We start from the raw sequence: 14,072 nt of genomic DNA, 5'->3' as shown, positions 1-14,072 counted from the left end.
CAATTCACAGTGTTTCCAATACCCGCAGCGTGCCATCGACCAGCAAATCCATTTCTTGCTCGTTGATGACATAGGGTGGCATAAAATAAACGGTTTTGCCCAACGGGCGCAGCAAAATTTGTTGCTTCAAACCGGCCTGAAAGCATTCGGCGGCAAAATCGGCATCGTCCGTTTCGATTTCAAACGCCCAAATCATACCGCAATTGCGGAAATTTCTGACTTTCGGATGGCTGGCGAGCGGTGCGGCGATGTTATTCAGGTACGCGGCTTTAGTTCTGTTGCTTTCGATCACCCGGTCGTGCTCAAAAATATCCAGCGAGGCTAAAGCCGCGCGGCAGGCCAGCGCATTGCCGGTATGCGAATGCGAATGTAAAAAAGCCCGTGCCGTTCCGTCGTCGTAAAAAGCCTGATAAACCTGATCGGTGGTCATCACGGCCGAGAGCGGCAAATAGCCGCCGCTCAATCCCTTCGACAAACATAGAAAATCCGGCGCGATGTCGGCCTGATTACAGGCAAACAAGGTTCCGGTGCGGCCGAAGCCGACGGCGATTTCGTCGGCGATCAGGTGTACTTGATAACGATCGCAAATTTCCCGGGTGCGTTGCAGATAAACGGGGTGATACATGCCCATGCCCGCTGCGCCTTGCACCAGCGGTTCCAGAATCAGTGCAGCCGTTTGTGCATGATGCTTTGCCAGATGATTTTCCAGTGCGGTTGCGGCACGCAATGCAAAGTCCCGAGGCGATTCGCCGGTTTCGGCGTAGCGCCAATCCGGTGTCGGAACATGGGTGCACGGTCTCAACAAAGGTGCATAGGTTTCGCGGAAAATGGCGACATCGGTGACCGATAACGCACCGAGCGTTTCGCCGTGATAATCGTTTTGCAGGCTGATAAAACCATTCTTTTGCGGCTGTCCGCACAACGACCAGTAATGAAAACTCATTTTCAGCGCAATCTCGATCGCCGATGCGCCGTCGCTGGCGTAAAAGCAATGACCGAGCGTGCCGGGGGCGAGGGTTTTTAACCGTTCGGATAACGTGACCACCGGTTCATGGGTGAAACCCGCCAGCATGACATGCTCGATTTTCTCCAGTTGATCGCGGATGGCCGCATTAATGATTGGATTGGCATGGCCGAACAAATTGACCCACCAGGAGGCGATTGCATCCAGGTAACGATTGCCATCGGCATCGTATAGCCATACACCTTGTCCGCTTACAATCGGAACCAGCGGATACGTTTCGTGTTGTTTCATTTGCGTGCACGGGTGCCATACCGCGGCCAGGCTTCGTTGTCGCAGTTGCGACGCGGATGAGGAGGGTTTATGGTGAATAATTGACATGTCCTTGCTTTGACTGAATGGCGGAAATTCCGGAAGACGATTGCAGCCGGAATGAGTCCTTGATGATCGGTCATTGTAGACTATGCCGGGCAGTTTTTCAGCGCTTTTGACCTGATGAGGGATCCTTGGTACATTCCGGTTTTCAACCGGAAACATTGGCTTTATCCGTATGCATACAATGATTGACACCGACCTGACCGACTGGCTGCCCGACAACGATCCGCAGCGCGTCATGCTGCACAATGAAGTGCATGCCCGTCCCAGCCAGCGTATCCGGCTGCCCGCATTGATTATCTATGTCGTGGTTATCAACGAAGGCGTTACACGTGCACAGGAATACGAGCATTTGCGGCGCTTGACCGGACAGCAGATGCTGATGCTCGAGCAATTGCAGAATAATTTTCTGCGTTTGCGTTTGCAGGGCTATACCTTGCGCTGGGAACGCCATACCGAATTCACGCGCTATTCGCTGGTGCAGCATTTGCCGGAAGCTGCGCATTTGGGAGCGACCGATCCGGAGCTGCTTTCGTACTTGGCTTTGCCGCCCGGCTGGCTGGCTGAGATTCCGGGGCGCACGTTTGCCGCGGTGAAAGTCGCGATGGTGCCGGGCGATTTGCATCGGTCCGATGAATTGCTCGTGCAAGCACGCAAGTGGTTCGGCGGAAACCCAGTGGTGGCTTCGCTGATCGGCAGGGAAGGACATTCGCTGGCGGTAACGGATTTCATGCTGCGCCCGAGTGGTTTCGAACGCATGCTGGTCATGATGTCGGCCGATGCATCCGAGACGCGGGCCGGGCGGGTTTCGCAGCGTTTGCTGGAAGTTGAAACTTACCGGCTGATGGCATTGCGCGGCTTACCGCTGACCAAACGCCTCATTCCGGAATTAGCCGATGCCGAGCGGCAATTGGCCGAAATCACCGCACAACTGGAAAACAAAGCCGCTTCCGATCAAGAGTTGCTGGATACGCTTACCTCGCTGGCGGCGCGTATCGAACGTGCGACAGTCGAGCATGGCTACCGCTTTGCCGCAACGCAAGCGTATAACAAGCTGGTAATGCAACGGATCACCGAGTTGCGTGAAAAAGCCATTCCCGGCACGCAAACGATAGGCGAATTCATGCAGCGGCGGCTTTCTCCTGCCATTGCTACGGTGGAGGCAACGGCGCAGCGCTTGAGCTATTTATCGGCTCGTGTCTCGCGCACCAGCGCGTTATTGCGCACCCGCGTCGATATTCTGGCGGAAACGCAGAATCAGCAACTGCTGGAGAAACTAACGCACGGCCAGGAATTGCAATTGCGATTGCAAAGCACCGTGGAAGGTTTATCCATTGCAGCGATATCGTATTACGTCATCAGCTTGTTGTTGTACGTGGCAAAAGCGGGTCAAGCGGCCGGATTGCCGATTCACCCGGAACTGGTGACCGGTATGCTGATTCCAATCGTGCTCTGGGCGGTGTGGCGAACAACACGGCGCATTCACGATAAATTGTTCAAATCGCATTGATTTTCTGGTGAGAAACTGATTAACCGCGGGTTTCCGGCAAATTAATCAGTTTTCGTGCAACGCTGAAGGAAGCCTCTGAAAAGGGCAGCGAGCGGCGGTCAGGCAAGGCGGAATCCGGCGAAAAAGCGCAGTTTGCAAAGGGTAAATGAGCATTTTAAGCCTAATACCAACACAGCATGACCGAGCGCAGTGTTTATTCGGAGCTTCCCTAATGCGACAGGTAACTTTCAAACGGCAGTAAGGCATCGGTCCTGCCCTCGGCGCCAACGGCCGGAATTGCGATAAATTCGTCGGCGGCCAGCGCGGCGCCCAGCGGGTTGGCTTTGGAGCTTGCGTCGTGACCATGAGGAACCGGCAGTTCAGGATGATCGAATGGCGCTTTTTCAAAGCGCACGCGATCATCCGTCAGGCTTTTTAGAAAATTGAGCAAATCTTCGCGGCGCTGCGGTGAAAGCCGCAGGTCAACCAAGGCAAAAACCTTGCCGAATTCCTTCGGCGGTGTTTCAAAGTTTCCGCCGCGCGTATAAAACTCCACTACTTCTTCCAATGTCGCCATGCCACCATTGTGCATATACGGCCCTGTCAGTTCGATGTTTCTGAGCGAAGGAATTTTGAAAGAACCTGTGGCGGCGCTCAAAAAGTGTTTTCTTTTCGTTTTTTTCAGTTCGGCGCGCGCCGTTTCCACGGTCGGAATGAAGATGCCGGCCGGGTTAAAACAACCGGCGGTATTCTGCGGCTGCTTCTGGATACCGTCACTGCGAGTGAATAGTAACGGGTGCGGTTTGTCGCGATCGATGGCGATGGCCGTGTCGAGATCGCAAGGCCGCACATCCGCGACATAGTGATCGAGAACCGCGGCTGTGTTACCGGCTAAAAGTTGCATATATTGATCGGCGAACGATAGCGGGTTGCCAAAGGGGTCGACAGCGCCGAGTCCGGGATCGTTTGCTAGCGGTGTGACACCGGTACCGGAAAAACCGGTATCTTGAAACATCATGCCGCCGGTCAGCGATAAATACGTCACCACGGTGGTGGTGCTGATGCGGAAAGCCTCATTGCCGAAAGCATGCGGATTGATTTTTTGCAAGATACCGTTGGTCACCACGGCGGCAGAGGTAAAATTCGGTCCAATATGGCAGAGCGCGCAGTGAGAATCGCGGAATATATCCAGGCCGCGCTGCGCCGATTCGTTCAGTCCGATCGGCATGCCATGTTCGTCGACTTCGCTTTGATCGAAAGGAGCATCGTCGGAAATCAAGGTAGCGATATACATTTGTATCGATAATCCGAAAAACATGGCGAAATTCGCTTCCGTTTGATTGTAAGCCAATGTATGGGTAGCCGATGTTGCCGAAGGAAAACCGAATTGCTCATTGGGGATATCGTTCCAATATTTCGGATTGAATGCCTTCTGGATCAGCTGGTAGTATTTGGTATTTAATCCTTTCTGCAGATTATCCGGAGTGCTGAAGGCCAAACTGCTCAGAACGCTATCGTTCCAGTGCACCTGCTGATGTTCCAGCGGTTGGCGGTAATGCAATTTGCGGCCCAGGTCGGCAAAAGTGCGGCCGTGGCAACCCATTTCAAAATCATCCAGCGGTGGAGCGACCGCTTGGGAAGCCAGCGAGGAATTGATGAGCCGTAAACGTTTCTTGGTGACTGTACCGTCGCTTTTTTTAATCCATACACCGGCATCGGGATCACGATCCCCCCACGGACTGCTGCCGTTGAAGATATTGTTGGCGCGGCCGTCCCAAAAGTTGCGGAAATTGAAAACGGCGTTGATGACTGTCGGTGTGTTGCGCGGCTCGACTTTGCGTACGCCTTTGGTATCGATATGGAAAACCGCATCGGCGCTGCGGTCGCACGGATCGTTTTTTTCCTGAAACCATTCGACATCGCGATAGGTGCCGCCGAAAGTTCCTGACGATGCCACGACATCGTCGCTGATATAAACCGGCATTCCGAGCGGATTCATCGGATCATCGGTTTGGAAAAACGGAAAATCGCTTTTTTTCAATGCGGTGTTGGGGCCGTGCATAGAGCCGTCGCTGGCAATGGAGAATTCTTTCGGCCGTTTGCTATTTCTACCGGTGGGTGAAAGCTGATTTTTTGTGCGCCGGTCGGCGCCGGCGTGAAAATGGCAGCTGGCGCAGGCAATGCCGTCGCTGCCGACATTAATGTCCCAAAACAAGGCTTTTCCCAGTGCGATCGCTTTTTCTCTGTCGATGATGATCGGATCGGAACCATCGAGCAAACCGGGCACTTCGGGAACCGGCGCGCCTTTCAGTGTCATCGGCATGGGGCCGAAGTCGGCGTGCAAAGTTGAACAGGTGAGCAGCGCAAGACAGCATGCCTTGGTGATGTTGATGATAGCTTTTTTAATTATTAGCATGATAATACTCCTGGCATTTCCATAACCCGGCATTCATGCTTTTGAGTATCCGAATTTTTTCGTGCCATTTTGTGCGCAAATACGGCACGTTTTTCTACTTTCGATCTTATCAGCAGCAAAATTCAGTAAATTCTTATGGCAGCGTAGCCGAGTGAATTCTTTAAGGAAAAGCGGCGGCTGAAAACTGCCGCCCCTTTTTTTCCTCTGGCTAAAATGGTCTATAGACTAAGCGATAGCCTGAAGCGGGTCTTTTTGATATTTGCGCATGCGCCATCCGACCAGGCCCAAACCGGCCATCAGCATGGCCCAGGTATCCACTTCGGGAACCGCGCTGACGGTCAATTCAAACGCGCCGCCCGCAGTCGCATGATCGGTGCCGCCGATATAGACGGTGTACCAACCCGGCGCCAAATCGTTGAATGTCAGTGACACGAGATGAGCGCTGGCGCTACCGGTAACGCCGTTTTCGAAGGTGTTGGTCAGACTGACATCCTGCGCGCCGGTCGAAATGGTTTCGCCCCAGCCGGTTGTCGCAGCGGCATGAGAAGGACCGGAAACTGCATAACCCAGGGTTTCGATCATGTTGCCGCCTTGGCCGTTAGCCATCCAGAGCGTCCCTGCGTCGCCCATTGCACCGGTGGCATTGAACGAGTGCGGTGTGCCGAATCCCGCCAGACTGATTTCTGAACCGAAATCGGTGGTGCCGCCATCAAATTCCGCGGCGCCGCTTGCCCAGACGGTCACGCCGGGTGAGAAACCGGAATCGCCGGAGACGGTCACGGTGACATCGGCGAATGCGGCGTCGTTTCTGAATGTCCACCAATCGCCGGTATGCGCCCAAGCGGAATAGTTTAGAAAGGGATTGTCGGAGTAGGCACTTTTCAAGCCACTTTCACCCGCGGAAATGGTACCGCCAAAATTAACAATGTTACCGCTACTCCAGCCCTTGAATCCTACGGCACCGGCAGCGTAGACATTGCTGCTTGCCAGCGCGGCGGCTGAAAGCAGGGCAGCAGAGATCAATGCATTAGTTTTGTTGTGATATGATTTTGTTTTCATATTCATTTCTCCAAAAATGACACTATGGGTAAGATTTCAAGGCGCCGTTGATTGCTTGAAGAATTGGGAAAGGGCAAATCGGCAGCGCCTCTTTTTTTGAATGATGCGCTGGAAACGGATTGATAGTTTTATACACTCCGATCCAGTCACTCCCCATCACTCCTGGGAGGCAACCTGGCTATCTCATAATGAGATCCATTGGCTTTCCGTACTTGCCTTGCGGCAGGCGTGGCTTTGTCCGATATCCTTCTTAATAAATTACGTTTTTATATTCTATGGGAATATTCCGACAAAACAATGTGACAAATTGTCGCTGCGGCAAATTGCCGCAGCTCAGGATCGATGCGGATTGCCTGGAAAATCCCGCAGCAATTTGCTGAAAAATTAACCGCCTTCGCCGCGAAGCAAGCATGATAAAATTTGTCCTTCAGAAAAACAGTCAATATCATGCAACCCTCCGTTATTACCGCTTTGTCGCCGCTGGATGGCCGTTATCACGCCAAAGTTGAACCATTACGATTCTATTTCAGCGAATTTGCTTTGATTCGTTTCCGTGTGCACGTTGAGATTGCGTGGCTCAAGGCATTGAGCAATGATCCCGGAATTGCCGAAGTGCCGTCTTTTTCCGCGGCAACCATTGCGCAACTGGATAATTTGGCGGCCAACTTCTCGACCGAAGATGCGGAAGCGGTTAAAACCATTGAAGCGACGACTAATCATGATGTCAAGGCAGTGGAGTATTGGTTAAAGCAAACACTCGCGAGTAATAAGGAAGTAGTTAAAGTCGCAGAATTCATTCATTTTGCATGTACCTCGGAAGATATCAATAACCTGTCGCACGGTTTGATGCTGAAATCGAGTCTGGACAAAGTCATGCTACCGGCACTCGATCGAATCATCGCGCGCTTGATTGAACTGGCGCATCAATTAGCGGATGTGCCGATGCTGGCGCGCACGCACGGCCAACCCGCTACGCCGACCACCCTAGGCAAGGAAATCGCCAATACCGTGTATCGCTTGCAACGCGGCAGAGAGAGACTTGCGGCCGTTGCCGTATTAGGCAAAATCAACGGTGCCGTGGGTAATTACAATGCGCATCTCGCTGCGTACCCCAATGTGGATTGGGAAAAATTCGCGCAATCGTTTGTCGAAAAATTGGGGTTGGTGTTTAACCCTTACACTACGCAGATCGAGCCGCACGATTGCATGGCCGAGCTGTTCGATGCCTATGCCCGGATCAATACGATTTTGCTGGATTTGAATCGCGATATTTGGGGTTACATTTCAATCGGTTACTTCAAGCAAAAAACCAAAGCGGATGAAGTGGGTTCTTCCACTATGCCCCATAAGGTCAATCCGATTGACTTCGAGAATTCGGAAGGAAATTTGGGGATTGCGAATGCTTTGTTGCGGCATTTGAGCGAGAAGTTACCGGTATCGCGCTGGCAACGCGACCTGACCGATTCCACTGTGCTGCGCAATATGGGCGTGGCGTTGGGGCATACCTTGCTGGCTTATGATTCCTGTCTCAAAGGACTCAATAAACTGGATGTTAACATGGCGCAGCTCGCGGCCGACCTGGATAATGCTTGGGAAGTGCTGGCGGAACCGATTCAAACGGTGATGCGGCGCTATGGTGTAGCGAATCCCTATGAACAACTCAAAGCGTTGACGCGCGGCAAAAGCGGAATTACCCGGGAAACCCTGCATCAGTTCATCGCCGGTTTGAGCATTCCACAAGCGGAAAAAGATCGTTTGCTGACGCTGATGCCGCGGAATTATACCGGTAAGGCCTATGAACTGGCGGAAAGGATCGAAAACTAAAAAATTATTTTGCTACGCAATAGACTGAATTGGCAGAACAATCTAATGAATTCATGCGTAATGCCGGATAAATTTTCATTGATGGCTTGAAATCCAGCTTAACTATCCCAATATCGCTTCCACAGTTTATGAGGAGGTACGATGCAAAGCTCAGAAAATTCACAGACCACGGAAACAAACCAAACCACAACGCCGGATTCTCAAGAAGAAATCAAAATACCGGGTATGACCGGTGACACCACCATTCAGACGGGAGGAATTGCCAATTCTCAACCTGATCTCGAGCATTTATTGAAAGAGGCGGAAATCAAAGCGGCCGAGCATCACGATGCTTGGATTCGCGCCAAGGCGGAAACGGAAAATATCCGTAAACGCGCACAAAGCGATGTGACCAATGCGCATAAGTATGCCGTGGAAAATTTTTCCACCGAGCTGCTGACGGTAATGGACAGTTTGGAAGCTGCTTTGGCGGTTGAAAATGCCACGGTCGAGAATTTCAAAAACGGCATGGAACTAACACAAAAACAATTGACCAGTGTGTTTGATAAATTCAATATCAAAGCGATTGATCCCAAAGGCGAGAAGTTCGATCCGCATCAGCACCAGGCCATGTGCATGGTGGATTCCGAGCAGGCGCCCAATACCGTGGTTCAAGTCATGCAAAAGGGCTACAAGCTGCATGACCGTGTTATCCGCCCGGCGCTTGTTTCGGTTTCGAAAGCGAAAGACTCTTGATTTTTTTCCAAGTATCTCCACTTTTAACCCCAATTTAATCTCTAAAAGGATCTAGACATGGCAAAAATCATCGGTATCGACCTGGGTACCACGAACTCATGCGTAGCCGTCATGGAAAACGGCAACCCCAAAGTGATCGAAAACTCGGAAGGCGCACGGACGACGCCTTCGATTGTGGCATATACGGAAGATAATGAGATCCTGGTTGGTGCTTCGGCCAAACGCCAGGCCATCACCAATCCGAAAAATACCTTATTTGCGGTCAAGCGATTGATCGGACGCCGTTTTGATGAAGATATGGTGCAGCGCGACATTAAAATGGTGCCGTACAGCATTGTCAGAGCGGACAACAATGACGCGTGGGTGGAAGTGCGCGGCAAGAAAATCGCACCGCCGGAAGTGTCCGCGCAAGTATTAATGAAAATGAAGAAAACCGCCGAGGATTATTTGGGTGAAACGGTAACCGAGGCCGTAATCACGGTACCGGCATATTTCAACGATTCGCAGCGGCAAGCAACCAAGGATGCCGGACGCATTGCCGGCCTGGAAGTCAAACGGATCATCAATGAACCGACCGCTGCGGCGCTGGCATTCGGTTTGGATAAAAAAGAAGGCGATCGCAAGATTGCGGTTTATGACCTGGGCGGCGGCACGTTCGATATTTCCATCATTGAGATCGCCGAAGTTGAAGGCGAACATCAATTTGAAGTGCTGGCGACCAACGGCGATACATTCCTCGGTGGCGAGGATTTCGACTCGCGCGTGATGGAATATCTGGTCGACGAATTCAAGAAAGAAACCGGTATCGATCTGAAGAAGGATATGCTGGCATTGCAACGGCTGAAAGATGCGGCGGAGAAAACCAAAATCGAATTGTCATCCAGCCAGCAAACCGAAGTGAATTTGCCGTACATTACCGCGGATGCTTCCGGACCGAAACACCTGGCCGTCAAGATCACTCGCGCGAAACTGGAAAGCTTAGTGGAAGACTTGATCGAACGCACCGCCGGACCTTGCCGCACGGCGATCAAAGATGCCGGGCTAACGGCATCCGACATTGACGACGTCATTCTGGTGGGCGGACAAACCCGTATGCCGAAAGTGCAGGACAAGGTCAAGGAGATATTCGGCAAAGAGCCGCGTAAGGATGTTAATCCGGATGAGGCGGTGGCCGTCGGCGCGGCTATTCAAGGCGGCGTGCTGAAAGGCGACGTGAAGGATGTTCTGCTGTTGGATGTGACGCCGCTGTCGTTGGGTATCGAAACGCTGGGCGGTGTGATGACCAAGCTGATTCAAAAAAATACTACGATCCCGACCAAGGCGCAGCAAGTGTTTTCGACCGCCGATGACAGTCAAACCGCGGTGACGATTCATGTGCTGCAGGGTGAACGTGAAATGGCATCGGGAAACAAAAGCCTGGGGCAGTTTAATTTGAGCGATATTCCACCGGCGCCGCGCGGCATGCCGCAGATTGAAGTGACGTTCGATATCGACGCCAACGGCATTTTGCACGTATCGGCGAAAGACAAGGCGACCGGCAAAGAAAATAAAATCAAAATTCAGGCCAGTTCCGGTTTGTCGGATGATGAGATCGAACGTATGGTCAAGGACGCCGAAGCGCACGCCGAGGAAGATCATAAGGCAGTAGAGCTGGTTGCCAGCCGCAATCAGTGCGATGCGATGATTCATTCGGTTAAAAAATCGTTGAAAGAGCATGGCGATCAGTTGAGCGGCGATGAAAAAGCGAAAGTCGAAGCTGCGCTGAAGGATGCCGAGGAAGTGCTTAAAACCGACAATAAGGATCAGATCGAAGCCAAAACACAGGCTTTGACCGAAGCTGCGCATAAGCTGGCTGAAAAGATGTATCAGCAACAGGATCAGCAAGGCGGTCAACAGGCACAACCGCAAGCGGATTCCGCTGCGTCAGGCCGCGGTGAGAAACCGGTTGAAGGCGAAGTCGTTGACGCTGAGTTTGAGGAAGTTAAAAACAAAAAGTAACGGTTGTTAAATCATCAAACGCAGAGATGCGGCAGGAATGATAAAAGATTCTTGCGCGCACTCTGCGTTTTAGTGTTTAAGTAAAGTTTAAATTAACCATTAAAGCGGTGATCATTATCACGCGAGCAGGAAGTCAATATGAGTAAGCGAGATTATTATCATGTACTCGGCGTCAGCCGCGATGCCGACGAAGCGGCCATCAAAAAAGCATATCGGAAACTGGCGATGAAGTATCATCCCGACCGGAATGCCGGCGATGTGAAATCGGAAGAGATGTTCAAGGAAGCCAAGGAAGCTTATGAAGTATTGACGGATGCGAATAAGCGTGCGGCTTACGACCAATTCGGTCATGCCGGGGTGGATGCCAGCGCGGGAGGAGGGGGCGGCGCGCATGGTTTCAGTGAGGCGTTTAGCGATATCTTCGGCGATATTTTCGGCGGGCGCGGCGGGCGCTCCAATGTGCACCGCGGCTCCGATTTACGCTACAACCTGGAAATTTCCCTGGAACAGGCGGCGCATGGAACCGAAACAAAAATCCGCATTCCGACCATGGAAAAATGCGACACCTGTAACGGCAGCGGTTCCAAACCGGGTACGTCAGCAAAAACCTGCCCAACGTGCAACGGCCACGGTCAAGTCAGGATGCAACAGGGATTTTTCTCTATCCAGCAAACCTGCCCGAAATGCCAGGGCAACGGCAAAATCATTGCGCATCCTTGTGCAAGTTGCCATGGAGTAGGGCGTGTCAAACAGCACAAAACACTCAATGTAAAAATTCCGGAAGGGGTGGACGACGGCGATCGGATCCGTATAGCCGGCGAAGGCGAGGCCGGGTTGAACGGCGGTCCGCCGGGCGACTTATACGTTGTGATTCATTTATCCGCGCACTCGGTTTTCCGCCGTGACGGTGATAATTTACATTGTGAAATCCCGATCAGCTTTACCGTGGCAGCACTGGGCGGTGAAATCGAGGTACCGACGCTCGAGGGACACGCCAAAATCAAAGTGCCGTCTGAAACACAAACCGGCAAGATCTTCCGGTTGCGCAGCAAAGGCATCAAGGGTGTGCGCAGCCACGACAAAGGCGACTTGCTTTGCCATGTCGTGGTGGAGACTCCGGTCAAACTGACAGCACGCCAGAAAGAATTGCTGGAGGAATTGGAGGCTATCAGCCTGAAAGACGGTTCACGGCATAGTCCTCGAGCAAAATCGTGGATGGATAAGGCGCGTGAATTTTTCTCCGAATAACAATTCATCGATCAATAGGACTCTATGAATTGAATGATTAATCATGAGGATACCTGATATTTATGCCTGCCGTGGCTACCCGTTTCGTTAATTTTGACTGATATTTAACAAAGAGTTTGCATTGTCTTCACAATTCGACTGCTTTACCGGTCTATAGTTACTCCTGTGTTCACAACAACAGCGACTACCGAATCAGGGTGGTCATGACAGGATTAATTAAGGAGACGATCATGGCAACAATATCATTTCTAGTTAACGGCGTAGCAGCACAACAACAAACCAAACCAATGGCATGGGTGACCATCGAAGAAACGGCGAACGGTTCCCTGTTGTTTAAAGTCAAGCAAGTGGGTGGTAGCATGGAGAATTTGCACGGTGTGTATTTTGATATCGTTGATGAAAGCATCATGAACACACTCCGAGTGACTGCTGTTTCCAACGATATTAGCGTGAGCGAAGAAGTGGTCAGCTGCCTGAAGAATGGCACCGATGCAAGTGAAGCGCTCGTTAGCAGTAAAAGTCGCAGTGCCGTTCAACATGATGTGAATAGTTACAGTTTTACTTTGCGTAGCACCGCACGCGCACTTAATCTCTGCGATTTTCCCCAAATTCAACTGGATTATTCCGGAAACGGCGGTGATGTCAATGCAAAAACCAATGATGATTTCAGTCATCGCTGGTTATACCTGGGATTGTTCTAAAAGAAATCAGCGCTGCTGAATGATCAGCACGGTGTTGTAGCAGGTTGTAGTCAGTATCTTCCGAGGTGTGTGTTTTTTGTTGTTGTGTTGAGGTCCAATACCGCCGGTTGTATGGGCGGTATTGGAAATCAGATTAAATGTTATCCCATCGTCAGGACAAGCTTACCTGCAGGGTGAGTTTGCTCAAGAAATTGCTGCGCTGCTGCTGCATCTGGAAGTGCAAAGCTACGCGCGATTTTTACTGTCAATTTGTTTTCATCAAACAACTGAGCGCATTGCTGTAATATTTTGCCCTGATGAAGCTTCGCTTCCGCCAATTCCATCAGAATGGGCGACAACATTAATTCCAGACTAAAACGCACATTGCGTTTACGTGCCTCGCTCCAATCCGTATCCGGTGACGGTTGCAATATGGTGACGACATCGCCGTAGGGTTTTACACAGCGAAAGCAAGTTTGCAATACTTCGGGACCCACGGTATCGAATGCGATATCCACCCCCTTACCGGCTGTCCAGCGCATCACCTCAACAACCACATCCTGCGTGCGGTAGTCGATGATTTGATCGGCGCCCAATTGCCGGACTAAATACGCTTTTTCTTCATTGCTGACTGTTGTAATCACTTGCGCGCCGGCCAGCTTCGCCAATTGAATCGCGGCGTAACCGACACCACCGGCACCGGCATGAATCAATACCGTTTGACCGCTGGTCATGCGCGCCCGGTCGTGCAAGGCTTCCCACGCAGTGATAAAAACCAGCGGCGCGGCGGCAGCTTGTTCAAACGATAACGTGCGCGGTTTGAGCGCGGCCAATCCGGCATCGACCAAAACATATTCGGCGTAGGTGCCTTGCCGGTTATTAAAGCCGGGCTGTGAGAAATAAACTTCATCGCCAGGGCTAAAACTTTTTACCTGAGAACCGGTGGCAATTACAATCCCGGCGCCGTCGCAACCGGGAATTACCGGAAAAGTGACCGGAAAACGCTCCGGCGCTGAGCGGATTTTACAATCGATTGGATTGATACCGGCGGCCTTGAGATGAATCAGCAGTTGATTCTCACCGCACTTACCGGGTAACTCGATATCGCCATACTGCAGCACATCGGCTGCCCCTCCCGTACCGAAATAGACCGCTTTCATTCGTTCGCTCTTGATCTTTTTAGTGATGTAAGGGCTAAGATTTTACCGGTGCATGCGGTATATTTGCACGCGATATTTTGCCGGTGCATGGGATATAACCCTCATTTTACTGTGCACCGGTGATGAT

General features: G+C 51.6%; 10 protein-coding genes and 1 riboswitch. Of the genes, 6 read left to right on the top strand and 4 right to left on the bottom strand.

The features are described 5' to 3' along the window. Window positions 1-4: 4 nt before the first annotated feature. On the bottom strand, window positions 5-1,342 hold the full coding sequence (locus tag HRU77_01265; protein QOJ19441.1) for an adenosylmethionine--8-amino-7-oxononanoate transaminase: 1,338 nt from the start codon (window positions 1,340-1,342) through the stop codon (window positions 5-7). Window positions 1,343-1,511: 169 nt separating this feature from the next. Between HRU77_01265 and HRU77_01260 the strand changes: the two genes are divergently transcribed. Then, window positions 1,512-2,846 carry a DUF3422 domain-containing protein gene (locus HRU77_01260; protein ID QOJ19440.1) on the top strand — a complete coding sequence of 445 codons (1,335 nt, stop codon included), beginning with the start codon at window positions 1,512-1,514 and terminating at the stop codon, window positions 2,844-2,846. Between the two features lie 208 nt (window positions 2,847-3,054). Here HRU77_01260 and HRU77_01255 read toward each other — a convergent pair whose 3' ends face one another. Beyond that, window positions 3,055-5,244 carry a cytochrome-c peroxidase gene (locus HRU77_01255; GenBank protein QOJ22022.1) on the bottom strand — a complete coding sequence of 730 codons (2,190 nt, stop codon included), beginning with the start codon at window positions 5,242-5,244 and terminating at the stop codon, window positions 3,055-3,057. 222 nt (window positions 5,245-5,466) lie between these two features. Further along, a complete protein-coding gene (locus HRU77_01250; GenBank protein ID QOJ19439.1) occupies window positions 5,467-6,300 on the bottom strand; it encodes a pyruvate-binding protein in 834 nt (277 codons plus the stop codon). 165 nt (window positions 6,301-6,465) lie between these two features. Next, window positions 6,466-6,543: riboswitch (cyclic di-GMP riboswitch) on the bottom strand. A gap of 204 nt (window positions 6,544-6,747) precedes the next feature. Between HRU77_01250 and purB the strand changes: the two genes are divergently transcribed. The 5 genes from purB to HRU77_01225 all read left to right on the top strand — a co-directional run bounded on the left by purB (window position 6,748) and on the right by HRU77_01225 (window position 12,806). Next, window positions 6,748-8,124, top strand: a complete 1,377-nt coding sequence (gene purB / locus HRU77_01245; GenBank protein ID QOJ19438.1) for an adenylosuccinate lyase — start codon at window positions 6,748-6,750, stop codon at window positions 8,122-8,124. Window positions 8,125-8,265: 141 nt separating this feature from the next. Then, complete coding sequence (gene grpE / locus HRU77_01240) at window positions 8,266-8,859, top strand: nucleotide exchange factor GrpE (protein ID QOJ19437.1); 594 nt, start codon at window positions 8,266-8,268, stop codon at window positions 8,857-8,859. A gap of 57 nt (window positions 8,860-8,916) precedes the next feature. Beyond that, the gene (dnaK, locus tag HRU77_01235) at window positions 8,917-10,857 is read left to right on the top strand and encodes a molecular chaperone DnaK (GenBank protein ID QOJ19436.1); all 1,941 of its coding nucleotides are present in this window, start codon (window positions 8,917-8,919) and stop codon (window positions 10,855-10,857) included. Window positions 10,858-10,995: 138 nt separating this feature from the next. Continuing rightward, a complete protein-coding gene (gene dnaJ, locus HRU77_01230) occupies window positions 10,996-12,105 on the top strand; it encodes a molecular chaperone DnaJ (GenBank protein QOJ19435.1) in 1,110 nt (369 codons plus the stop codon). A 230-nt stretch (window positions 12,106-12,335) separates the two neighbouring features. Beyond that, a complete protein-coding gene (locus HRU77_01225) occupies window positions 12,336-12,806 on the top strand; it encodes a hypothetical protein (protein QOJ19434.1) in 471 nt (156 codons plus the stop codon). 140 nt (window positions 12,807-12,946) lie between these two features. Here the strand turns inward: HRU77_01225 and HRU77_01220 are convergent, their stop codons facing one another. Then, a complete protein-coding gene (locus tag HRU77_01220; protein QOJ19433.1) occupies window positions 12,947-13,945 on the bottom strand; it encodes a zinc-binding dehydrogenase in 999 nt (332 codons plus the stop codon). Window positions 13,946-14,072 lie beyond the last annotated feature (127 nt).

This window comes from Gammaproteobacteria bacterium (assembly GCA_015709615.1).
Lineage (GTDB): Bacteria > Pseudomonadota > Gammaproteobacteria > Burkholderiales > Nitrosomonadaceae > Nitrosomonas.
The sequence above is the reverse complement of the archived record's forward strand: the minus strand, read 5'-3'. Positions and strand labels throughout refer to the sequence as shown.

Excerpts from the sequence above, each read along its gene's own strand:
- dnaK (QOJ19436.1), top strand. The coding sequence starts at position 8,917 with ATGGCAAAAATCATCGGTATCGACCTGGGTACCACGAACTCATGCGTA.
- dnaJ (QOJ19435.1), top strand. The coding sequence starts at position 10,996 with ATGAGTAAGCGAGATTATTATCATGTACTCGGCGTCAGCCGCGATGCC.
- HRU77_01225 (QOJ19434.1), top strand. The coding sequence starts at position 12,336 with ATGGCAACAATATCATTTCTAGTTAACGGCGTAGCAGCACAACAACAA.
- HRU77_01265 (QOJ19441.1), bottom strand. The coding sequence starts at position 1,342 with ATGTCAATTATTCACCATAAACCCTCCTCATCCGCGTCGCAACTGCGA.
- HRU77_01220 (QOJ19433.1), bottom strand. The coding sequence starts at position 13,945 with ATGAAAGCGGTCTATTTCGGTACGGGAGGGGCAGCCGATGTGCTGCAG.
- grpE (QOJ19437.1), top strand. The coding sequence starts at position 8,266 with ATGCAAAGCTCAGAAAATTCACAGACCACGGAAACAAACCAAACCACA.
- HRU77_01250 (QOJ19439.1), bottom strand. The coding sequence starts at position 6,300 with ATGAAAACAAAATCATATCACAACAAAACTAATGCATTGATCTCTGCT.
- purB (QOJ19438.1), top strand. The coding sequence starts at position 6,748 with ATGCAACCCTCCGTTATTACCGCTTTGTCGCCGCTGGATGGCCGTTAT.
- HRU77_01260 (QOJ19440.1), top strand. The coding sequence starts at position 1,512 with ATGCATACAATGATTGACACCGACCTGACCGACTGGCTGCCCGACAAC.